The sequence below is a fragment of the Tannerella forsythia genome, from assembly GCF_003860135.1.
GTDB classification, from domain to species: domain Bacteria; phylum Bacteroidota; class Bacteroidia; order Bacteroidales; family Tannerellaceae; genus Tannerella; species Tannerella forsythia_A.
Window position 1 is genome coordinate 1 of sequence record NZ_RQYN01000046.1, and the last position, 23,139, is coordinate 23,139.

Here is a 23,139-nt window from a genome sequence, read left to right on the forward strand (position 1 = left end):
TTAATTGTCAATTGTTATGCATGGTACCCGCTGAACCATGTACCCGGTATAACAATTAACCATTGACAATTAACATTAAATAACGGTATACGCCGAACAGTGTATCGCGTAATTTGGGTTTAAAATAAAAGAGCCGCCTCGTTTTGAGACAGCCCTCTCTCTTTTGATGTATGACAAATAAACGTCTTATTCTTTCACTTCTCCGATCTCTCCGATAAACAGAATGACGCCGGTGCTCTTTTCGCGTATGGCAAAAACAAACGGCCGGTCGATATGGAAAGGAACGGGGGAAGGATCGACGGATGTTTTGATCGTTTCTACAACGGTTACGGCCGCTGCTTCCGTACCTTCTTCGTCGACTTGCACAAACGTTTTATGAATCACGCGCGAAATCAAGATCGAAATATCGGTGATACCGGAAAAATCGGCGGATGTTGTAAACGGTACGTTCATTCCCATCTCCGGCAGAATCTTTTTCTCGAGCTGGTATTTACACTCCGTCTTGAAGCGCGGCATACGCAGAGATACTTGCGTTGGGTGAATGCCTTTTGTAATCACATCCCAATGCTTGTTGTCGAGCTGTTCGATCACGTCGCGCGTCGTCTTACCTTCGTTCGGCAGCATCACGATCATGCTGAACGCCTTGTTGCCGTAGTCCATCTCAAGGTACCGGCACCGTTCGTCGGTCGTGTAGCCAAGAGTGCTTGTTTGTGTCATCATATTGACCTCCTGTGTGGTACCGTCCGCTTTGCGGAAAGGTGCTTGTTTGGTGTCGCTTTTTTTGAACTGAGTCACCCAGATGCCTTTGAAATAAACGGCATTGATCAGATACATAAAAGCATTTTCTGGAATGTTGTCCAGCACCTCGGTGATTTTGTTGTTCGTTTTTTTTGCACACCAGCCGTTGATGGCCGGAAGGGTAGCGGGCGATGAAAAATCGACGGCTCTCACCTCCGCGTCGTAGTACGTGCGATTAGCCTGAATAAACGGCTCTTTAACCGATGCTTCCTGTTTGTACCAGATCGAATTGGCCATCCCGATCGTGGTCGAAGGGTCTACTTTGAGGAGTGCTTCCCGTAGCGAACGACTGTACTCGTTGATGTCCTCCATCGTATAACCGGTTTCACGCAAAGCGGTTTTCATCTCATCGGCCGTGGTGCCGACGGCGCCGTTCAGCGTCATGTTCAGCGCCATGCTTACGCTCAGCGGCGAGATAAAAACATTCGCTTCGGTCGTGTGCTTGCGCGTTGTTCGTAGCAGATCGAAGGCGAAGGCATTGTCTTTTTCTACCTTCTCTGCCTTTTTCAAGACGATGGGCTGGGCCTCGGTCAGAGGCTTGGGTGTTTCATGATCGGAAGTACAGGCGCCCATTAAAGCCATGATCCCGATACCAATCCATTGTGTTTTCATCTCAATCGATTTTTTTTGTAAAACGTTTTTTAAAATGATCTCTATACCTTGACGTGTAAAAGGGCAAAAACGTTGCAACGTCGGTTCAAAAAAAATGACGACGTGGTTCGTTTGGACAGATAAGAACAGCTTTGCAGCAGAGCAACGTCCGAAATCACAAACTTTTTATGTAGTTTTGCGCAACTTATACGGAAAAGCGTTTGGCATCATTTGTTTGCGCGAAGATATGATGCGTCTGAACGTATTATTTTGAGCAGGATAATGATATGAAATTACGAGATATAGCGGTGATAGGAGTGTGGTTGCTGACGGCTTGCCGGCCGGAAAGGCCGGTGACTTCGTCAGTCATGATCGATTTGGAAAAACCTTCGCAGCCGGTGCAGGAAGCGCTGTATGGTGTGACGTTGGAGGAGATGAATCACGCTGTTGAGGGGGGAATTTATGCGGAGATGATCCGTAACCGCAGTTTGGAGGATGGGGCTGTGCCTTACGGCTGTTCGTACGATGCGTCGCGGAACGTGATCGTCACGCCCGCCGGTTGGCGGATTCCTTTCGTTTCGCCCTGCGCCCTTCCGGGATGGCGAGCGCTTTCGTCCAATACTTCGCTGATGATCGATACGCGTGATCCGTTGAATGAAGAGAACCGCCGTTCGCTGTTTGTGCAAATCGCCTCTTCGGGAGGGGCGGGAGGCGTTGTGGCAGAAGGTTTTCACGGTATTTCGATCGTTGGGGGCGAGCGGTACGACTTGTCTTTCTATCTACGCGGCAGATATGGGCGGAAGATCTCGGTTGCGCTGCGCGACACATTGGCCGGCCGGTTGTTAAGCCAACCTTATGTCGTCGACATGCCGGAAGCGTGGATGCGCTTTCGCCATACCTTTACGGCGACGGACAGCGCACCGAATGCGACGCTGGTATTTGAAGCCGACAGCGGTGTATCGTTCCACCTCGACGTGGTTTCGTTATTTCCCCAAAAGACGTGGAAAGAGCGTCCGAACGGTCTGCGTGCCGATCTGATGGAGGCCGTGGCGGAGCTTTCGCCGGCGTTTGTCCGGTTCCCCGGAGGAGCTTTCGCCGAGAGCTACACGCCTGTCATGATTCCTGATTGGGAGGGGACTGTCGGCCCCATCGAGTCGCGTAAGCCTCTCTGGAGCATCTGGGGCTACGGCACGACGAACGGTGTCGGATTGTATGAGTATCTTCAACTGTGTGAAGACCTCAACGCCCGACCGGTCTATGTAATGAACGCCGGGGTGCTGAACCAGCGCTATCGTTCCCTTTACGAAGATATGAGAAATATGGGGCTGTTGGCGCTCCGCGCGGCAGGGGCCGTGGCGTATGCGAACGGACCGGCCACTGACCCGCAAGGAGGAGCACGCCGTGCCGCTCATGGACATGCCGCGCCCTTCGGATTATCGGCGGTGTCGTTCGGCGACGCGAATCACGGAGAGGAATATGTCCGTCGCTATCGTTTTCTGAGGCGCGCTCTCAGGGATACGTTTCCGCAGATGGCCGTCATGGCCGGTGACTCGGCGGCGGTTCGAGATTTTCGTGAAGACCGGATCAATATGCGTTATCTGATGAGCGCCGATCATTTGATCGCGAGCAGCTCCTGTCTCGAAACGAAGGTCAGAGGATCGCGTAGAGCGAGCCTGTTCGTGGGGGCTTTCGGCACGGCTTGGGGACGTGAGGGCGGCACCATGCGTGCCGCGGTAGGGGAGGCGGCTTTTCTCGTCGGTGTAGAACGTAATCCGGCGCATATCTGCGGCGTTTCCTATTCACCGTTGTTGGGACATGCCGGTTTCCCTCTGAACGGTACACCGGCCATTCTCTTCGATGCGTCGCGTGTGGTCAAAACACCTTCATACCATGTCTTGCAAATGTTTGCCCGAAACCGCGGAAAAGAAGTGTTGGCAACAGAAGTGAATACGTATCGCAAACCGTTGGTGACTTGCGGCCGGGCATCGGTCGTTTTTTCGGGCGATGAATTTGAGACAAGCGAAATAGCACTGAATGGGGGAGCGGTACAGTCGATCTTCTCGGAAAAAGAGAAGCCGTCCGACGGAGCGAAATATCGGTTATTCGGCGACTCGACGATGTGTAATTATACCTTCTCGGCTCGTATCCGGCCGCTAAAAAACGGGGCAACCATGCGATTGCAAGTACGCGATAACGGTCTGACCGACGAGCGACGCGACGCAATCTCGCTCGTACTGACCGACAGTACCGCGGTGCTGTATCGTTGTGCCGGAACATTTCGACAACCGCTTACGGAAGCTGTTCCCCTGTCGCTCTCGAAGGATGCGTGGAGCATGGTACGGATCGAGTGCCGGGACGAGACGATCCGGTGCCGGATCGGTCAGGTTGAACTGCCGGAAGCGACGGTGCCGCTTATGCCGTCCCTGCTCTCGGTAGCCACGTACGATCCGGAAACGGATACGATCATCCTGAAAGTCGTCAATACGACGATGCATGAAGAATGGACTTCGTTGGATGTGAAAGGCCGGAAAGTAGAAGACGAGGCCGAGCTGCTCCGGCTTTCGGCACGCCCCGACAGCCGTAACACCTTCAAACATCCCGATGCGGTGAAGCCCGTGAGACAGACGATACGCTTTCGGACGCAGCGTCCGATGCGTTACGGATTTCCTCCTAATTCGGTAACGATTCTCAGGCTGAAGGTCAAAGAATGAACAGCCGTAAATTTATTGCCTCGTTTCTTATCAATCCCGCCACAAAGGGCGGAACTTTACAGATAAGAAACGAGGCAAACAGATGGGCCCAACGGCCGACGGCAGCCTTCCGTTCTATTGAGGCTGAGAAACGTTAGTTGCTTCCGTATCCCGGATTCTGCAGCATATTGGGGTTCGTATCCATTTCTTTCTTCGGGATGGGCAGTACGATCATGTAAAAATCCCAGTCATATTCCATGTAGGGCGTATCATGCTTTGTTCTGCTCAGGTTACGATCCTCTACATCTTTACGTTTTACCTTCATTCCGTTACGAATCACGTCGTACATGCGATGTCCCTCACCGACCAGTTCTTTGCGTCGTTCGTTCAAGACGTCTTCGACGGTCAGGTTCTTTCCTTCGACCGTGTTGGCCGGATTGGCACGTTTGACGATCGCGTCAAGGTATTTCACGGCGGCCTTGTTGTCACCCGTCTTGACGGCCGCTTCGGCTGCATTCAGGTACGTTTCGGAAAGGCGCAGCAGCGGAATATTCGCATCCTGAATCGCTTCGTTCTGTTGCGGCTGGTACTTGTTGACGTAGGCATAGTATTTTTTGTCGAAGCTCAGCAGCTTCAGACGTACATCCTTGGGATCTTTCTTCAGCAGCTGATAGAACGAGCAAGTGATGCAAATGTCGTCGTAGCCGTCTTTCGAACTGAGGTATCCCATGCTTTCTTTGCCCGGCGTATCGGTGGTCAGGTTCACGATTTCGAACAACACCTCGCCCGGATTGGCAGCCGATGCGTCATTACTCCATGCCGTCGGGTATGCTTCGTTCGTCCATAAGGCATATCCGTTCTTTTGCGCGCCTTCGATGGCCTCCGCGGCTGTTTTCAACGCCAGAGCGTTCTCGTTCTTGTAGAGGTAGACGCGGCTGAGGAGCGTCATGGCCGCCCATTTGTTGAATTTGCCCTTGTTAAACTTGCTGCTCAGCAGGTTGACCGAGGCAGTAAGATCATCGATGACTTTGGTATAGCACTCGGCTACGGTATTGCGCGCGGGCTTGCTGTGGATGTCCGGAAGGGTTTCTACGATCGCCACGCCCAACGATCTGCCGTTGTCTTTCGTGTACGGATAGCCGAAGATACGCGTCAGATCGAACAGCGCCATGCCCCGGATGGCCAATGCTTGTCCTTTCAGGTCGTCAGCGTATGCCTTTTCTTTTTCATTGACGGTGATCTTGTCGATGTTTAGCAGAATCAGATTGCAATTTTGAATGATGGCATAGAGATACGCCCAGTGACTGGAGGGGCCGTTGTCTTTCGTGAAATTGAAACGGTAATAGTTCGCTACGCGTTTCGTAGAGCTGACGGCTTGCATATCATCGCCTGTCGCATCGCCATAGTAAACGAGTCGTCCCGAATAGGCGTCGGAATTTTGCATGGTGCTGTAGATTCCGTTCAGCGTAAATTCAATGTCTTTGAGCGACCGGATACTGCTTTCGGTATCGATGGACGTGGAAGGTTCGAGGTCTAACCAGTCGTTACCGCACGAGGTTATGGAGAACAGGATGGAAATGATCCATAAATATTTTACTTGTTTCATGATGTTGAATTTTTATCAAATTAGAAATGCATGTTGAATCCGAATGTGACCGTTCGTAAAGGGGGAGTACCCCAAATAGCGGTGCCTCCGCTGACGGCTTCCGGGTCGTAATAATCGTGTGCCGCCCATGTCCAGAGGTTGTTGGCCGAGGCATAGAAGCGGAGGTTGTCCATTTTCAGCTTCTTTGTCCATGCTTTCGGTACGGTGACACCGAAGGTCAGTGTCTTGAGACGAATAAAGTCCGTGCTGTGTAACCTGCGCGTCGTCGAGATTTTATTCATCGCCACGGCGGGATTTTCGTAGAACAGTTCGTAGTTCGTGACATCGCCCGGACGTTTCCAGCTGTTGCGGTAATACGTCGGGATGTTTGCTTTCAGGTCGTTACCGCCGTGCTCCGTTTTTTGTGCCCACGTGTCGTACGAGTAGCCTCCGAACTGGTAGGAGAACATGAAATTCAGGTCGAACCATTTGTAACGAAGCGTATTGGAGAGTCCGCCGATCACGTCGGGTTCGGCATGTTTATCCAGCACAACGGCATGTGCCTGTTCTACCGATTCGGTGATTTCTTTCCGGTGATGACCGTCTTTGTCCGTTTTGTTCGTATAGAACTGCGGCGCGCCGGTTTCAGGGTTGATACCCGCGAATTCGATGAGGTAGAAGGTACGGTAAGGTTTTCCGACTTTGCGGATCTGGTTGCCGCTGATGATCTCCGTCTGCAAACCGTCCAATGTCACGATTTCGTTCCGGTTATGCGAAATGTTGAATGTCGTGTTCCATGAGAAATTCTTCATCTGTACATTCGTCGAGTTGACCTCTAATTCGACTCCCCGGTTTTTCACTTCACCGATATTCATCAGGTAGCTGTCGAACCCGTTAGTCATCGAGATCGGGCGATCCATGAGCAAGTTGCGGGTGGTGCGGGTGTAATATTCGAGGGTCACGTTGACGCGGTTCCACAGGCCGAAGTCTAAACCGAGATTGAGGTTATGGTTCGTTTCCCATTGCAAGTCTTTGTTCATTATTTGTGAACGGACGATGCCGGGCTGTTCGAGGTAGCCGTTGGTGAGGCTGCTCAGTCCCATGTAACCGAAATATTTGGAGGGAAGTGTACCGTTCACTCCGTACGAGGCACGAAGTTTGAGGTCGGTTAGCCAGTCGTTGGCCGGCGAGATGAAATCTTCTTCGATGGCGCGCCATGCGGCCGATACCGACCAGAAGGTACCCCAGCGATTGCTCCGGTGGAAGCGTGAACTGCCATCGGTACGGAAACTACCACCCAGATAGTATTTGTTCTTGTAATCGTAGTTCAGGCGGGAGATGTAGGAGACCATCCGGGTGCGGATATCGTCGCCGCTGACCGACTCGGTCTTCATCCCGTTGCTGATCTCATTCTTGTGAGGCGTGGCGAAGTTAGTGGCATAACCGGATAAAAAGTCGCGGTACTGGTCGTCTATTTCATAGCCTGCCAGCGCATCGACGTGATGGTTTTCGGCCAGGGTCATTTTATAACTGAGCTGATTGGCCCATACCATCTTCTTATATTCGTAGAATTTCTTGATCATGCCTCCGTTTTTATCTTCGCCGTTCGAGGTGCGTGGGTCGTACCATTCCCGTCCTTTCGTATTCACGTAATCATAGCTGAAAGTCGATTTGAATTTCAGGTCTTTGAGAAGCTCATATTCGCCGTAAACGGTATTAAAGGCGCGTGTCACGTATTCGCGCTGGAAGTCGTAAGCCGCCGCCAGTGCGGGGTTACGGTCGCCGATACGGATCAGCTCGCGATTCCATGTGTTGTCTTCGTTGTAGACCGGGTCGGAAGGAACGACTGCGTTTCGCGAAGTATAAAAAGGAGAAGAGTAGGAGGTGCCTTCCGAATATACTTCCTGATTCACGGTGGCAAACAAAATGTTCGCGCCGATTTTCAGTTTGTCGGTGGCGTTGTAGTCCACATTCAGACGACCGCTGATACGTTCCAGGCCGGATCGTAGCGAGAGACCTTCCTGCTTCAGGTATGCGAGGGACGAATAGTAATTGAACCGCTCGGTGCCTCCGGTGATCGATGTTTCATACGACTGGTGGTTGCCTTTTTGAAGCAGCACATCGTCCCAGTCCACATATCCGCACCACGGAACCGGGGCAAAATCGTCTATTTTCTTGTCGGCATAGGCCTTAGCCTCGGCTTCGCTTTTCCCTTTTTTGATCTGCCCGGCCGCCAGTCCGTCGTAGATGTGCTGACGCCGTTCTTCTCCACCCATGATCGGGCGGTATTCCATGGCAAAGTCGGACTGTCCCCAGTCGGCTTTGAACTGGATAGACGGTTTGCCGGCCTTGCCGCGCTTGGTGGTGATGAGCACCACCCCGTTGGCTGCGCGTGAACCGTAGAGCGACGCGGCGGCGGCATCCTTGATGATGGTGATGCTTTCGATATCGGAGCTGTTGAGCGTCGACATGATGTCGAGGCCCGCCTTCGAGTCGATCGAATTGATCGATCCCGCACGCATCGGCACGCCGTCGATTACGTAAAGCGGGGCATTGCTGGCGTTGAACGACCCCATGCCGCGAATGTTGAGCGACGACGAGGCGCCCGGCTGTCCCGATGACGAAGAAAATTGAACGCCTGCGGCGTTACCTTGCAGAAGGTCTTTAAACGTTACGGCGGGAATGTCTTTCATCTTCTCGCCTTTTACGTTCGAAGCCGAGCCGGCATAGGCCGACTTTTTAAACGTACCGTAGCCGGTAACTACGACTTCTTCCATCATTTGCGTGTCCGGTGCCATCTGTACTTTGACCGGTTTTCCGGATACGGCTTCTACCTCTACACGTGCGTAACCGATGTACGAAATCTGCAATGTGACCGGTGCGCGATCGACTTGCAGCGAAAATTGCCCGTCCAGATCGCTCGTCGTACCTTGTGTCGTACCTTTCACAAGGATGTTGGCCCCGATGATCGGTTCGCCCGTTTCGTCTACTATACTGCCCCTGATCTGTGTAAGCGTCTGGGCAGTAACCATTCCCGCGCACAAAAGGCACAGGAAGCCAATAAAAAATCTTTTTCTGTTCATACGTAGATATCGTTATAAATGTATTGTCTGCTTCGGGACGGTTGCCGTGAACCATGTGTTATCGTATTTGTCATCGTATTGTTTGTAAAGTTTTTTTAAATAATCAAGTCAGCCTGTGAACGTTTTTTGATGACAGGCCCTCCTGAAAAAAACGTGGCACAGCGCCGACTTACTTTCCGCAAAAATACATTTTTTTTATTTATTAAATCGCATTTGTAAAAAATATCTCACGAAAATAAACCCAAATTACGCGATACACTGTTCGGCGGGTACCATTATTTAATTGTTAATTGTCAATGGTTAATTGTTATGCCGGGTACATGATTCGGAGGGTACCACGTATTCCCCCTCCGAAGGGATGACATCCCCCTTCGCTCCGCTCTTCCCCCCTTCGAAGGGGGGGCAGGGGGGATGTTTACCGGTCAACAACTCAACAACTCAACAAATAAACATCTCAACAGCTCAACATTTCAACGCCCGCAGGGCATACAAGGGCTGAAGGCCTGAATGAAATTCATTATGATTTGTTCTATCGCGGAATCCGGGTTCAAGCAATCATCACAGTAGCCGTTTTTTTAAGCATTCGGAGTAATCCCGCCTCCTCTCTGAGGAGAGATTTAAGGGGGGGGGAGACGGGTTTCATCCCTTAATTTAATGCAATACCCCCCTCTGTGTATGGGGTAGAACCCCTCCATGCGTGGGGGTAACCCTCTCCGTGTATGGGGTAAAACCCCTCCATGTATGGGGTATAACCCCTCTGTGTATGGGGTAAAACCCCTCCATGTATGGGGGTAACCCTCTCCGTGTATGGGGTAGACCCCCTCCATGTATGGGGTATAACCCCTCTGTGTATGGGGTAAACCCCCTCTGTGTATGGGGTAAACCCCCTTCATGTGTGGGGGGTAGACCTCTCTATAAAGGGGATAGAGCCGTAGCTACAAGGGGACGATTTGATCGAATGAGGGGATGAAATCGAGTATATCCATACCTCCACTCCCCGAAGGCGTTTTTTTCCGGCTTTTTATATTGAGTTTTACCCGACAACAATAATTCGGAATGACGACGCGGGCCGGCATGCAAAAAAAGAGGACGTGTCAGAATATTACGTTCCGGCACATCCTCTGGTTGATTGGAAAGCAGATCGATGTTTGGCTGTCTGTATGGCTAAGCCATCATTTGCTTGTTATTGCCCTTTCGACGGGTTTTGATCAGCTTCCGAGACGGCTTCGTTATTAGCCAGTTCGAGCTGGGGAATCTGACAGATAAAGCGGTAATCGTTCGAAGGCAGGGTTGCTTTAGGTTGTGCGTCGGAGGCGTTGTATCCATCCAGATGCATGAGGCCCCACGCGAAATGTCCCGAAGGATCGGCCGTTGTGCTGCCGTAACGCAATAACGGTTTTTGCAGGCGCAGCAAGTCATACATTCCCGTGACACCTTCGCCCAGCAGTTCTTTGCGCCGTTCGGTATAGATGGCTTCGAGCAGGCTGTTCTTGTCGGTCGTGCTCGTCAGGGTGCCGACTTGACGGGCTTTCTGCAATGTCGTCAGATACGAAAGCGCTTTCGTTGCGTCTCCCAGGTTCGCGGATGCTTCGGCCATGATCAGCAGCATTTCGGAGCTACGCATCAACGGGAATTCCGGATAGCTTTTCCCCTGTTTGGCACCGTTGGCATCGCCATAATATTTGAATTTGTTGTAAGCCCATTTGGCCGCCGTTTCTTTGTTGCCGTTGGCTGTGCGGTGCCAGAACATCACGTTTTTAATGTCTGCGTCTTTCACGCCGCTCGTCTTGTCGTTTTTGAATCCGCGATAATCGGAAGCGTCGAAAAGTGCCACATAACGGCTGTCTACGAGCAGATTGATAAAGCTGTATATGGGGCCGTCCGTCATGCCTTCGCCGTAACTCGGATCTTGATTATACCAGTAGTTGAACTGGGTGTTCGATCCTACGTTCGTCAGGTTCGTATATTTCAGACCCCATACGAGTTCTTTACATCCGTCGCTGATCAGGTTATCGAATCCGCTATACCATTCTTCTTTGGTCATCAAGGTTGCATGTTTTTCGTAAACGCTTTTGGCTTCGATCAACGCGTTTTGCCAGTCTCCCATCACCTGATACACGCGTGCCAGGACACCGGCAGCCACGTCGGCATTGACGCGGAACATCTCGTCGCGCTGATATTGGGCCAGGAGGGGCTTGGCCGCTTTCAGATCGGAAACAACTTGTTCATATCCTTCCTTCACCGTAGAGAAGACTTTGTTGGCGGGATCGGCCGACGAGGTGCGGAGAATCACGCCTCGTTTTTCTTTCGCGATGGCATACGTCTGCTGATAATTCATCAACAGATGGAAGTAGCATATTCCGCGCATGGCCAGACACTGGCCCTTGATGACTTCTTTTTCGGCATCGGTGCCTGAGGCAGCAGGGAGTGCGTCGATGATGATGTTGATTTGATTGATGGTCTTATACATGGTCGACCAGATTTTTCCTGAGTAAGCGTTCGATGCTTCGGTGCGTTCCGGTGCGAAGCGGTAGCTGTTTTCGGGTGATCCTCCGTAGTTCGTCGTACTGATGATGTCGGCGCCGCCAAGATCGTAGTACATGCAGTATCCGGGCAATCCGGCATAACAGGCTTCGTTCTGGCTCGAGCTGCCCAGCTCTCCGTTGGTGAGCATATAGCGATAGGCAGATCGAAGTACCATATTCAGTCCGGTCGTGCTGGAGAGTACGGTTTCTTCGCTTACGGCTGTTGACGAGTTGGTGGTCAGCTCGTCCGTACAGTTTGTTAATGTACATACGCACGCGGCCACGACTGCTATTGTTTTTTTGAATTGATCGATTTTCATTTGTTTTCGGTTTTTGATGTTAAACATGTTATTTTCCGTTTATTTCGGTTCAGAAGGTTATCTGAATGCCTCCCATATAGACTCTTCTTGAGCCTTGTATGCCGTTGTCGGTATTGGCATTTCCGTTATAGTTGTTTCCCTGTACGCCTGTTTCGGGTTCGGTGTAGCGCGCGGCGGCCGGTCCGAAAGTAAGCAGGTTGTCGCCGGTGACGTAGATGCGAGCGTGCGAGATGCCCGATCGGCTCAGCAGCCTTTTGGGCAGGGTATAGCCGAGCGTAAGGTTTCTCAGACGGAAATAATCGTTGTTGAACAGATAGAAATCGGAGGCGCGTCGGGTGGCTCCGTAATTGCTGGCCGACCAGCGCGGGAATTTGGCCTGATCGCCGGGCTTCATCCACACATCGCCTTCTACCAAATCTTGTATGATGCCTACGCCGTTACGTATGGTTGTACGTTCGAGATAAACGTAGTCGAACATTTTCGAACCGAAAGAGGCATACCACATGAACGAGCAATCGAAGTCGCGATATTTGAAACTGTTCGTCACCGAGCCGAACGCTTTCGGAATCGAGCTGCCCACATATTGGTAATCCGATGTTTTAACTTCAGCATAATTTTCCGTTGTTTTCCATCCGTTGTTACCGTCTTTGACCCAGTACCGCATGTTTCCGTTGTCTGGATTCACGCCGGCATTTTTTGCCATAAAAAATTCGTAAATCGATTTGCCTTCCTCGATTTTGTATGTAGCCACCCGGTTGGAGTAGATGTATGCGCCTCCCGGAAGATACGTCACTTCGTTTTTGAGGGTGGAAAAGTTGGCGTCGATATCCCATTGGAAATCGCGGTGACGAAGCACGGAAGCAGAGAGTGTGAACTCGAATCCGCTGTTGCGCACATTACCGAGGTTTGTATTGACTCCTTCGGCGTTACCTACCTGTGCCGACGGTGGTAGGCTCTTGTAGTAGAGCAGGTCTTTGGCATCGCGCGAGTAATATTCGATCGTACCGCTCAATCGGTTGAACAAACTGAAATCGAGGGCTACGTTGAACTGCTGGTTCTGTTCCCACTTCAGGTTGGGGGTGGCGATGGAGGTCGGTTTGTAACCGGCCTGGCCGTATAAGTCGTCCGAGTCGTAATAGCCTTGGTAGGCATACAGGATTTCTCCTCCCATGGCCGAACCGCTACTGGTAGAGCGAAGAATCAGCTTGTCGTTACCCGACGTACCGTAACTGGCTCTCAGAGCTAAGTTGTCTATCCATTTCACGTTTTGCATAAACGATTCTTTCGAAATACGCCATGATCCGCCCACGGAAAAAAAGTTCCCCCAGCGGCTTTCTTTGCTGAAACGTGATGAACCGTCGCGACGGAATGAGCCCGACAGATAATATTTGTTGTCGAAATTGTATTCGGCTTTTCCGAAGAACGAGAGCAGGGCATAGCGGTTACGATACGAGCCGACCGACCAGTTTTTCGTTGTGGATGAAAGCTCGTACTGTCCCAACTGCATGATTCCTTCGCCCGAAGCGGTGCTGTATTGGCTGTTATGTGAATAAAATTCGTGTCCTAACAGCATGTTAACGTGATGCTCGTTCAGGCTCTTGTCCCATGTCAGCAAGTTGTTCCATGTCACGGACGTATTTTTATAATGGGTTCGGGTGGCGCTACCGCCGTTCGTCATAGTCGTCACGCCGAAAGGTTTGAGTTGTCCTTCTCCATGAACGGCCGAGCTGTACTGATAAATATTCGTGTTAACAGCGTCGATGTTTATGCCTGTTTTAAATTTCAAATCGAAAGGCAGTTTCATATCGGCGTAGTAGTGCGTCGTCAGGATACCTGCTTCGTTGTTGTCGAAACTTTCGTCGTTTGGGTTATTCCAATAATCGCCTCCGTTATTCAAGACGTGGATACCGAAGAAGTTCGAGCTGTTGACGCCGAAGTCATACATTCTGCGACCCGTCTTTTGCGAGTAGTACCAGTCGGTGTTATCTTCGTTACGCAGCCACGGCGAGTTCAGCGTATTGGAAAAGACCAGCGCACGGTTGGCTCCCGAAACGTTTTGGCGCGAGTTGCTGTAAGCGAGGCTTCCGCTCAGCGAGAACCACTTGGTGAGCTCCGTGGATACGTTGACGCGGAACGAGTAGCGTTTAAAATACTGACTGTTGGCATATCCCTTGTCGTTCAGATACGAAACGGAGGTATAGTAGTTTGTCTTTCCGTCGTTGGCCATTCCGCTCACGTCGACCGAATAATCCTGCCGCAGTTTGCGCGAGAATACCGCACCGTACCAGTCGTAATCACTCTTGTCCCAGACCATTTTCAATGCCGGGTTGATGCGTTCGTTTCCGTTACCGTCGTGCAATACGTAAGGTTCATTGATATGCTTGAAGGGAGTAACATAAACCGTCTCACCTTTCGAATTGACGCGCGGGTTGACCATGTGCGGCAAGAGGGTCGAAGAGGCATAATCGCCTGCCTCCTTTGCCGTTGCGCCGCTTACATAGAACCGGTCGTTGTAGATGGCGCGCCATGTATTCGTCAGTTGCTGATAAGGATCGGCCTTGACGGGGTTGGCTACGGCATTGTCCGAAGTACCCAACGCCGCGCGGAAATGGATCGTCGGACGACTGCTCTTCCCCTTCTTCGTGGTAATCACTACCACGCCGTTGGCTGCACGCGAGCCGTAGAGCGAGGAGGCCGCCGCGTCTTTCAAAACGGTCATCGACTCGATATCGCTGGGCGAAATGGACGTCAGTTTACCGTCGTACGGCATTCCGTCGACGATATATAACGGATCGCTCTTCCCCGACATTGAGCTGATACCTCGAATTTGTACCCGTGTATCGCCTCCGGGGTTTCCTTCGTTGTTCGTGATGTTTACACCCGCGCTCATCCCTTGCAGCGCTTCTACAAACCCCGATCCCGAGATTTTTTCCAACTGTTCCGATTTTACAACACTGGCCGATCCGGTAAACGACGACTTTTGGGCCGTTCCATACGCCACGACAATGACTTCGTCGAGCAGTTCGGCATCCGTGCGCATCACGATTCGCAGCTCCGGACGCGCTTCTACTTCCTGCGTCTTCATCCCCATATACGAAACTACAAGCACCGATGGCGAAGGTGTTGGCAGGGTGAAAAAACCGTCGGCATCGGTAATTGTGCCTTTGTCCGGCGCGTGTTTTAACCGGATGCTTGCCCCGATCACCGGCTCGCCTGTTTCATCTACTACACTTCCCCTGACTTGCATAGCTGTCTGGGCGGTCATCATCCCTGCATACCAAAGGCACAGGGTCAGCATGAAAATTAGTTTTCTGTTCATTGATTGAAAATAATAAAGACTGTTTTAAAATAATATAATTGTAATAATATAAGACGTGCAACGTGTTGCATATTTATAGAATGCTTGTTTTTGTAATGCTTTTACTATTGATTTATCGTTTTTCACCGCGCAAAAATATAAAATAATTGAAGATGCGGTTGATAAAAGCATAAAAAAATACAAAGTAATAGTTCTTGTTCTCGGAATGCTTCGTATTTTTCCGGGTCTCGAGAAAGGTATTCAAAGGGCCAGTTTATTTAATTTGAAAAAGAGAATGTTATGAGGTTTAAGGTTGTGTCAAAACGAGGAGTTCTTTTGTTTAGATTAAACGACATAACCGGTCATTGTCGTTGGGTATCGCTTATCGCCGTATGCACTTAGGGCAGGGCACGATCTTATGTTATCATCGGATTAGTGTGTTTGTTGAGTCTCTTCATTTGTCTGATTTTTTTACTCTGATGAGGTATTCCGTGTATCGGCAAAATCAATTAAATCTCTACACGATAATTTACAGAAGTGTGTGGTGGTGTTGTCATTCCTTTGTCATCACGTGATGTTTCTTGTGAAAAAAACAAGAGGCTTGGTAAGTCGTTGGGTGAACAAAGAGGAAGATTATATATTCCATGTAATAAGGAATACAACATAAATTCTCTTTTCAATTCTCTGACTCAAGTCGAAAACATGTTTGAAAATTCAATTAGCCAATGCAACTATTAGTGGAATAGGTAAGAATTGATTTTATCGGACAAAGGAAGAGAAAAAACTTCTTTATCCTTTGTTCCGAAGGGATAAAATCTCTATCTTAGCCTTCGTTTGAAAAAGTCTTAATATGAGGTGTTTAACATGAGGGTAAAGGTGCGCAATTTCTGCCATCTATAAGCAGGGTTGTACGCAGAAAATGATTGCACAGGCAATCGGTGAAGACAAATCGGTCGTGAGCCGAGAGCTCAAGCGAAACCGCAACGAGAAAGAGAAGCACACGTTCTCTTACGCTTGAGGGTATGGCCGAGATCCGTAAGGAGCGCACTCTGCAGCCCAAGAATCGTGTCGAAATAGAGCAGAGACCTCTTGTTTTGGGTCTCAATCGACGCTTTGGAGATTGGAAGATGGACACCATCGTCGGGAAAAACGGAAAAGGAGCTATCCTGACCTTAGTAGAAAGAACTACAGTTTTTTGCATGGCGCAAAAAACTGCTCAAAGGGAAAAACGCAAAAGAGCTTTCAAAAATCGTTTACGGTATGCTGCTGCCATACAAAGAGCATGTGCACACCATCACCGTAGATAATGGTAACGAGTTTACAGATCATCTAACATTAGCCAAAAAGCTATATACACAGATTTATTTTACTCATCTCTATTCTTCCTGGGAAAAAGGATTGATTGAGAACACAAACAAACTGATCAGGCAGTACATCCCTAAAAAAACAAATTTCAATGAATTTAGTAACAATATAATCAAACAGATACAATACAGAATCAACGAAAGACCAAGATATAAACTCAATATCTATTCTCCAAAAGAAATCTTTTTCTTAGATTTGAAACAAAAAGTTGCAGTCACTAGTTGAAACTACACAGTTGCATTTTTTTTACTGTAATTTTTGTAGTTTGAAAAAATAACCTATCTTTGCAGTCGAAAAATAAAAACTAAGGTGCCATAGCTCAGTTGGTAGAGCAAAGGACTGAAAATCCTTGTGTCCCCGGTTCGATTCCTGGTGGCACCACTTTGAAGAAAAGTAAAACAATGTAAGCTCCTGATTTCTAAACGAAGTCGGGAGTTTTTGTTTTTATCGCTTACGCAAAATATAGCAGAATATTACCGATTTTGGTGGAGCAAAAACAGCAGAATGAAATCTCCATTGAAAAAGTTTCTTTTCTACTGATATGCAGTGATTTGTGTGTCGATGACTCGTGAGTGATTTCCGAATATTGTATCAACTAAAAACGTATCGAAATGAGAAGGATTTCATTCAATGTGCTCTTCTTTATCAAGAAGACAAAACTGCTCAAAAACGGAGAAGCCTCGGTTTGCATGAGAATTACCGTTGATGGACAACGTGTCGAAACTAATATTCGAAAAAGTGTCGATCCGAGTTCTTGGAACCAAGCCAAAGAGTGTGTACGTGGTAAAAGTCGTAAAGCCAATGAACTGAATAGCTACATAGAAGAAGCAAAAATCAAGTTTCACTCTATCTTTACCGAGTTAGAAGAACAAGGGAGCACAATAACCGCTCGTATTCTTCAAGAAAAATTCTTCGGCTTAAATATTCTGAAAGAACAACCCAAAACTCTCCTTGCTACGATACAGGAACACTGAAAATTCAATTAGCAAATGCAACGATTAGGGAAATAGGTAAGGATTGATTTTATTGGACAAAGGAAGAGAAAAACATGTTCAGTAGGAAAAAGGTGAGGACTATGCGTATAGTTTATTGGTAGTGTAAAATAAACTGTGTCACGCATTATTTCTCTATAGAAAACTCATCGGTCGGGGAACGGCTAGCGCCAAGAGGCGGGACCACCCGTCCCGACGAGCGTAAAATTACAATAATTTAAATCGGTCTCCAAACTTTATGGCCAGTTGTTGTGAGATTGTAGTCCAATTAGCCAGTGGCATAGTCCATTTCTTCCGTATATTGCGGTATGCAAGATAAACTAGTTTTTCAAGGGCTGTATCCGATGGGAATACGCCCTTGTTTTTTGTTACCTTACGGATCTGACGGTGATACCCTTCAACAGTGTTTGTGGTATAATCCAGACTATAGGATAGACAGAATCAAGCATCCGGGATTTCCATGCCTTTATTTCCGGAAGTACACGGTCAGTAATAGGCACTGATTGTGTCGGCCGATACACGGTTTCCGAGATTCTCTTCCATCCAGTCGCAAATCTCACGTGTGCTGTTTCCCATCGCATACAGGCCGATTATACGGTCTGCAACACCTTCTGCCAGAATAGTCTCACGCTTCCTGATGAATTGAGGATCAAAACTTGAATTACGGTCACGGGGAGTAGATACGGTTATTTCACCCAATGGAGTCTGAACCTGCCTCTGCATCTTTCCGTTACGACGGTTACCCATCTGACGTTCTTCTTCTGTCAGATGTGCATCCATTTCAACTTCCAGAGCTGCATTCAATATACTTTCCAATAAGGGGGCAAAAGCACCGTCCTTCCCCAACAAAGGCTTGCCTGCTTTCAGCTGTTCTATGGCCTTGTTCTTGATACTTTCAAAATCAAATACTTCTTTCATAAAAAATACGATGTTAGCAAAAATAATATTTTAGTCTTTACTGACACAGTTTAATTTACATTCTCTCTGAAAGCGTTCCCTCTTCATGATTTTTTTCAACATGTTTAACGAGCACTTTAATGAATAAACGAAAATTACTTTTCATCTTCAGTAGTTTACATTTCTAATTAATAATCTTTCCAACGGTTACCATACACGTGGCGGTCTTGCCTCCATCAGCGGTTGTTACGGTGATGATGGCTTTCCCTTGTCTACGGCCGGTTACTTTCCCATTACCATCAACCGAGGCTACGCTGGCATTATTGCTCGTCCATGTCACTTTCTTCTGAGTGGCATTGCTCGGCCTGACTGTTGCCCTAAGTTGTGTTGTAGGCAGGGGACTATCCGGCGATTCGATGAACAACGTCACTTGTGTTGGCACTACGCTTACTCCGGTTACCGGTATGACTGAAGGCGTGGGAGGAGCCGGCGGCGTCGGTGGTGTTGGTGGTGTAGGCGGTGTTGTTCCTTTGTTTACGTAGACATAACATCCTGCCTGATGTCCGCCATCTTGTGCCGTAATGATAATTTGTGTATTCCCTTGTCCGACAGCAGTGACTAATCCATTGGCATCGACAGTTGCTATTCTTGGGTCACGACTATGCCAGGTCACTTTTTTATTGGTTGCATTTTCCGGGTCATATCGTGCAGTAAGCTGGTACGTTTGTCCCGGTTTCATATATCCCGGTATGGCCGTAGGCCGTATGCCGATCCCTTTCAGTCGTATATTGACGGGGGGAGCCGGTGGGGTAGGCGGTGTGGGAGGAGTCGGGGGTGTGGGAGGCGTAGGCGGCGTCGGTGTATTTGTTTGAGCCACTGCAACGGCGCATGTAGCCGTTTTGCCCCCATCGACTGTCCGAACGGTAATGATAGCCGTGCCGGCTTGCAGGGCGCTGACCTTTCCGTTGGCATCGACCGAAGCCACCTGCGCATTGCTACTTGTCCATGTCAGTTGCTTGTTGTCTGCCTCCGAGGGAGTCACGATGGCGGTGAGCGTGAAGGTTTCACCCGTTTTCAGTTCTTTAGCCGAAGGGGTAAGAGTAACACCGGTGACAGAAACCTGACGGCGGCTTACAGTTAAGGTGCATGTAGCCGTTTTACCGCCATCGACTGTTCGAACGGTAATAATCGCTGTGCCGGCTTGCAGGGCGCTGACTTTTCCGTTGGCATCGACCGAAGCCACCTGCGTATTGCTACTTGTCCATGTCACCTGCTTGTTGTCTGCCTCCGAGGGACTCACGGTGGCCGTAAGCATGAAGGTTTCACCCGTTTTCAGTTCTTTAGCCGAAGGGGTAAGCGTGACTCCGGTGACGAAGACGGTACTCTTCGTTACACGGATGCGGAATGTTTTCCGCTTTCCTGTGCGTATGTCGACGACCGTAATCTGTGTATCACCCGGATTCTTACCGGTAATCATGAGGGTCGTCTTATCGTCGGAGAGCTGTACGTCGGCTTTTGACGGATCGCTCAGCTCCACTTTATAGTCTCCGTTGCCCGATGTAATTTTTACGAATGTCGTTGAGCCGGTTGAGACATCCGATTGGCTGTCGGGCGAGACCGAAAGTATCAGTTCTTTTTCCTTCTCCTTCGCTGTGGGACTATTCTCTTCACATTGTGTTAGCGTGATGAACGTCAACACCGTCATCATTGTAAACAAATGCTTTTTCATATACTTCATTGTTTAGGATTGCTAGTTAGCTATCAGTAGTCAGTAGTCGGTAGTCAGCGGGTAGTCAGAGTCTGACCGCTGAACACTGATGACTGAGCACCGGCTACTTTGACTACTCCGACTACCGTCTACGGTTTATAATTTACCGGATCGTTTTTCACACCTACTCCGTAGACTTTTGTTGCGCCGTATCCGCCTCCTCCGGAGTAGGGCTGTTCGAAACTCAGGTCGCGCAGGTAATATTTTCCGTTGCTCTCCTTTACGACGATGGCCGTGTTGAGCGTACGTCGCAGGATTGCACCCAGGGCGTTGCGTTGTATCCGCCAGTCGCTGTCCATAATAAACACTTTCTCCACTTTGATTCCGGAGAAGTGCGCATTGGCCAGCCGGAGCATGGTGGCTTCGAGTTGGGCGTTGCGCATACGCGGCGTGGGGAGTTCGACCATGCGAGCCCGCTCCTCCTCGGCTTCCCGGGCGGCTGCTTGGGCTTTTGCGGCCGCGGCGTCGTAGGCGTCGTATCCTTTGGCTTTGAGTTCGCTCAGGAGCGCGTCGTGTTCGGCCTCTGCCTTGCGGTATCGCTCGGAGGTTTTATCTACGTCCTCGCGGGTGGAGAGTTTGTCGAGCGTATAGGCAGCATAGAAAAAGTACAACTCGATGCTGTCTTTCTCGGTATGGGCACGCGTTTTCTTCAGGTTTTGCTCGACCGCTTCGAGCAATTCGCCGCTTGGTGTACGCAGGATGCCTTGGATTCGTTTCTGTTCGGTGCGCCACTGTTGCTGGTAGGCATCGGAGGGGCTCACTCCATATTGTTTCTCCAGCAGATCGAGCAGCTTGCCTCCCTGGGTGAGCAGGTAGGTGTTGTCGGTGGCCTGCGCATAGGCGAAACATTCGGCTACACGGCGGTAAACGAAGCCGTTGGCGGCCTCGCTGGGGGAGTTCTTGTATGCCTGTTCGCTGAGCATGGGAAACATGTTGAGGTATCCCTCCAGATCGGTACCGGTCATCAGGTCGTCGGCGATATCGAGGTAGAGCTTGGGGAGGGTTTGCGAGTAGGCGGCATAATCGGCCATGGTTTGCGGGATGAGTTTGCCCGATTTGTTGCGTTCGCCGCCGTCGGCAGCGGCTGTAGCCTCCGAACCCGTCGGCTGTGCCTGCGAAGCGCCTGGCGTGTCGGATGAACTCCTGTCGGTTCTTTTTTCCACAGCTTTTTCGACCGTTTCTTCAGCCTTATCTTCAGCATGGTCGATACCTTTGCGTGTAGCTTCGGTGGCCCGGTTTTCGATCTTTCGCTCCACTTGTCGTTCGGCCGATCGTTGTACCTGTTTACCGATTTTTTTTAAATTAATTTGTGCCGAAACGGTATGCCCCGCTATCGCGAAAAGCACCATCATCATGATTGTTTTTTTTACTGTTTTCATATCGTTACTATTTTAGAAATGTTATTTTATTCGTATTCAGCGTTCAGTCATCAGCTTTCAGATACCACAAGTTGCACTAATTTAATTGTAAGTTGTTAATTGTCAATTGTTATGCCGGGTACACGCCAAGCCCCGAAGGGGCGTCTTAATTCAGCCCAATGCGAAGCGTTGGGAAAAAAAGATTATTCTTTACTACTCTGACGACCTTTACTACTCTGACTACCTTTACTACTTTGCTACTTTGCTACTTTGCTAATTTTTTCACTATTTACTATTCACTTTGCGTTCATTTGTGTTCAGCCGTCGTCATTCGTAATTGTTCGTTAGTCGTCAGCAAATAAACGACTCAACACCTCAACATCCGAAGAACAAACGACTTGACTATTTTCTGTTTTTCATTGCATGCTGATAAGAGTCGAGTTTCTCAAAAGCTTCGACACAGGCAAATCCCGTTCCGTCTCCAATCGCATCATCCTCGCATATCAAACCGGTAGTACCGGTTCTACCGCTCTCTACCTCTTCGATGGTTTCGTCGATATAATCGAAGAATTCTTCTAACGAGTCATGGAAATGACGTATTTCGTAGATATCGATTTCAATGATACTCTGCGGGCTGAGCCGTGCGTCGATAAATTGTATAAAATCATTATAGAGCGTCACGGAATCGGGCGAGTTAGCCATGAGGAATATTCTTCCTCGCTCGGCATTCTGCCGAAACTGTGCCGGTGTGAGTCGGAAGGGTGCCGGATATTCTCCGTTTTCCTCTTCGTCTTCTTCATCGAAATAGTCTTCTTGATCCTCGTTCTCATCGTCTTCGTCGTTCCATTGTGCTTCACAACTATTCCATTGGGGTTTTACAGCTTCGACGACTGTCCGATCGAGCAAGAGTAACCAGAAGTAAGGCAACGAATTATTACCTTCAAACAGCCAATCGGTCTGTTCGGCTGTTACAATGTTTAATGTTGTTCTTTGTCCCATTTTTATATAATTTTTAATTGTTAGTTAGTTTTCAGTATTCAGCAAACAGCCATCGGATGCCGCGTAGGGACGAACCTCTGTGTTCGCCCGCCGGAACAACGTATCCGGCCGCGGATGGTAGAGACGCCCAGATTAATTGTCAATGGTTAATTGTTATTCAGTAATCAGCATTCAGCGTTCAGATACCACAAGTTGCACAAGTTTATGACAAGGAACACAAGTTTTCCTTTGCGTTGATTTGCGCTATTTGCGGTAATTGCTTTTCGCGTTCGGACATTGTCCTTTGCGTTCGAAGCGTCGGCGAGGGTAAGGGCGAACATAGAAGTTCGCCCCTACATTGACTACTTGCTGACTACTCTTGACTACATTGACTACTTTTCACTCTTCACTTTTCGTTTTTCACTTCACAAGGATTTTCGTTACCCGCTCTCCCACGCGCACCAGATACATGCCCGACGGTAGCGGCTCTACGTGGTCGCCGGCGGAGAGGAAGAGCGTTTTCACCATCGCGCCATGTACATTATATATATGTACCTCTCGGCCGTGGGGAGCGTCAGGTACAGCGCTCTGCCAGAAGCGTAGATGCGCAGGCCGTCGACCGTTTCGTTGGCTACGGTGTACGTAAACGTGAACGGCACCGTGACGTTCCGCAACGCGTATCCGGCCGTAGGCGTGAAGGCGAGGTTGCGCAGCGCGCCTTTGTAGCTGCCGTTCGACGTGCCGGGCACGGCGGTGCAGGCGAGCGTCAGCAGGTCGCGTTTCTCGATCGTGCCGCCGGCACGCAGTCCGCCGGGCTTCATCTCTACGCGGTTGCCGGTCACGGTGACGGTATAGCCGTCGGCCAGCGACGCATCGGGCGCGGTCTTCTTG

Annotated in this window: 12 protein-coding genes, 1 tRNA gene and 2 pseudogenes; 5 read left to right on the forward strand and 10 right to left on the reverse strand. The window is 49.5% G+C overall.

The annotated features are described in order from the left end of the window. Positions 1 to 186: 186 nt before the first annotated feature. Complete coding sequence (locus EII41_RS10710) at positions 187 to 1,410, reverse strand: serpin family protein (RefSeq protein ID WP_124790575.1); 1,224 nt, start codon at positions 1,408 to 1,410, stop codon at positions 187 to 189. 266 nt (positions 1,411 to 1,676) lie between these two features. Here EII41_RS10710 and EII41_RS10715 point away from each other — a divergent pair, with 266 nt between their 5' ends. Next, entirely contained in the window at positions 1,677 to 4,100 is a 2,424-nt protein-coding gene (locus EII41_RS10715) for an alpha-L-arabinofuranosidase C-terminal domain-containing protein (protein ID WP_124790576.1), read from the forward strand. 133 nt (positions 4,101 to 4,233) lie between these two features. On the opposite strand, the gene EII41_RS10720 is transcribed toward EII41_RS10715, so the two are convergent. The 4 genes from EII41_RS10720 to EII41_RS10735 all read right to left on the reverse strand — a co-directional run bounded on the left by EII41_RS10720 (position 4,234) and on the right by EII41_RS10735 (position 14,911). Next, the gene (locus EII41_RS10720) at positions 4,234 to 5,685 is read right to left on the reverse strand and encodes a RagB/SusD family nutrient uptake outer membrane protein (RefSeq protein ID WP_124790577.1); all 1,452 of its coding nucleotides are present in this window, start codon (positions 5,683 to 5,685) and stop codon (positions 4,234 to 4,236) included. A 20-nt stretch (positions 5,686 to 5,705) separates the two neighbouring features. After that, positions 5,706 to 8,696, reverse strand: a complete 2,991-nt coding sequence (locus tag EII41_RS10725; protein WP_260425559.1) for a SusC/RagA family TonB-linked outer membrane protein — start codon at positions 8,694 to 8,696, stop codon at positions 5,706 to 5,708. Positions 8,697 to 9,930: 1,234 nt separating this feature from the next. Further along, positions 9,931 to 11,592, reverse strand: coding sequence for a RagB/SusD family nutrient uptake outer membrane protein (locus EII41_RS10730; RefSeq protein WP_124790578.1), 1,662 nt, complete (start codon positions 11,590 to 11,592; stop codon positions 9,931 to 9,933). 49 nt (positions 11,593 to 11,641) lie between these two features. After that, positions 11,642 to 14,911 (reverse strand): SusC/RagA family TonB-linked outer membrane protein, encoded by a 3,270-nt coding sequence (locus tag EII41_RS10735; RefSeq protein ID WP_124790579.1) that lies wholly within the window; start codon positions 14,909 to 14,911, stop codon positions 11,642 to 11,644. An 862-nt stretch (positions 14,912 to 15,773) separates the two neighbouring features. Here EII41_RS10735 and EII41_RS14770 point away from each other — a divergent pair. From EII41_RS14770 to EII41_RS10755, 4 genes and pseudogenes are all read left to right on the forward strand, one after another. Beyond that, positions 15,774 to 15,908 (forward strand): helix-turn-helix domain-containing protein, encoded by a 135-nt coding sequence (locus EII41_RS14770; RefSeq protein WP_124750392.1) that lies wholly within the window; start codon positions 15,774 to 15,776, stop codon positions 15,906 to 15,908. Positions 15,909 to 16,102: 194 nt separating this feature from the next. Further along, positions 16,103 to 16,480: an IS30 family transposase gene (locus tag EII41_RS14775; protein WP_411292601.1), complete on the forward strand. Its 378-nt coding sequence runs from the start codon at positions 16,103 to 16,105 to the stop codon at positions 16,478 to 16,480. 83 nt (positions 16,481 to 16,563) lie between these two features. Then, positions 16,564 to 16,636: transfer RNA gene (locus EII41_RS10750), tRNA-Phe, on the forward strand. 230 nt (positions 16,637 to 16,866) lie between these two features. Continuing rightward, positions 16,867 to 17,226 (forward strand): annotated as a pseudogene (locus EII41_RS10755) (Arm DNA-binding domain-containing protein); the annotation flags it as partial. A 228-nt stretch (positions 17,227 to 17,454) separates the two neighbouring features. On the opposite strand, the pseudogene EII41_RS10760 reads toward EII41_RS10755, so the two are convergent. The 5 genes and pseudogenes from EII41_RS10760 to EII41_RS10780 all read right to left on the reverse strand — a co-directional run bounded on the left by EII41_RS10760 (position 17,455) and on the right by EII41_RS10780 (position 23,090). Continuing rightward, a pseudogene (locus EII41_RS10760) lies at positions 17,455 to 18,165 on the reverse strand (transposase). A 163-nt stretch (positions 18,166 to 18,328) separates the two neighbouring features. Further along, positions 18,329 to 19,873, reverse strand: coding sequence for an Ig-like domain-containing protein (locus tag EII41_RS10765; protein ID WP_185711897.1), 1,545 nt, complete (start codon positions 19,871 to 19,873; stop codon positions 18,329 to 18,331). 128 nt (positions 19,874 to 20,001) lie between these two features. After that, entirely contained in the window at positions 20,002 to 21,291 is a 1,290-nt protein-coding gene (locus tag EII41_RS10770) for a hypothetical protein (protein WP_124790582.1), read from the reverse strand. Positions 21,292 to 21,672: 381 nt separating this feature from the next. Then, entirely contained in the window at positions 21,673 to 22,269 is a 597-nt protein-coding gene (locus EII41_RS10775) for a hypothetical protein (RefSeq protein WP_124752818.1), read from the reverse strand. 500 nt (positions 22,270 to 22,769) lie between these two features. Further along, on the reverse strand, positions 22,770 to 23,090 hold the full coding sequence (locus EII41_RS10780) for a hypothetical protein (protein ID WP_317615874.1): 321 nt from the start codon (positions 23,088 to 23,090) through the stop codon (positions 22,770 to 22,772). Positions 23,091 to 23,139: the final 49 nt, after the last annotated feature.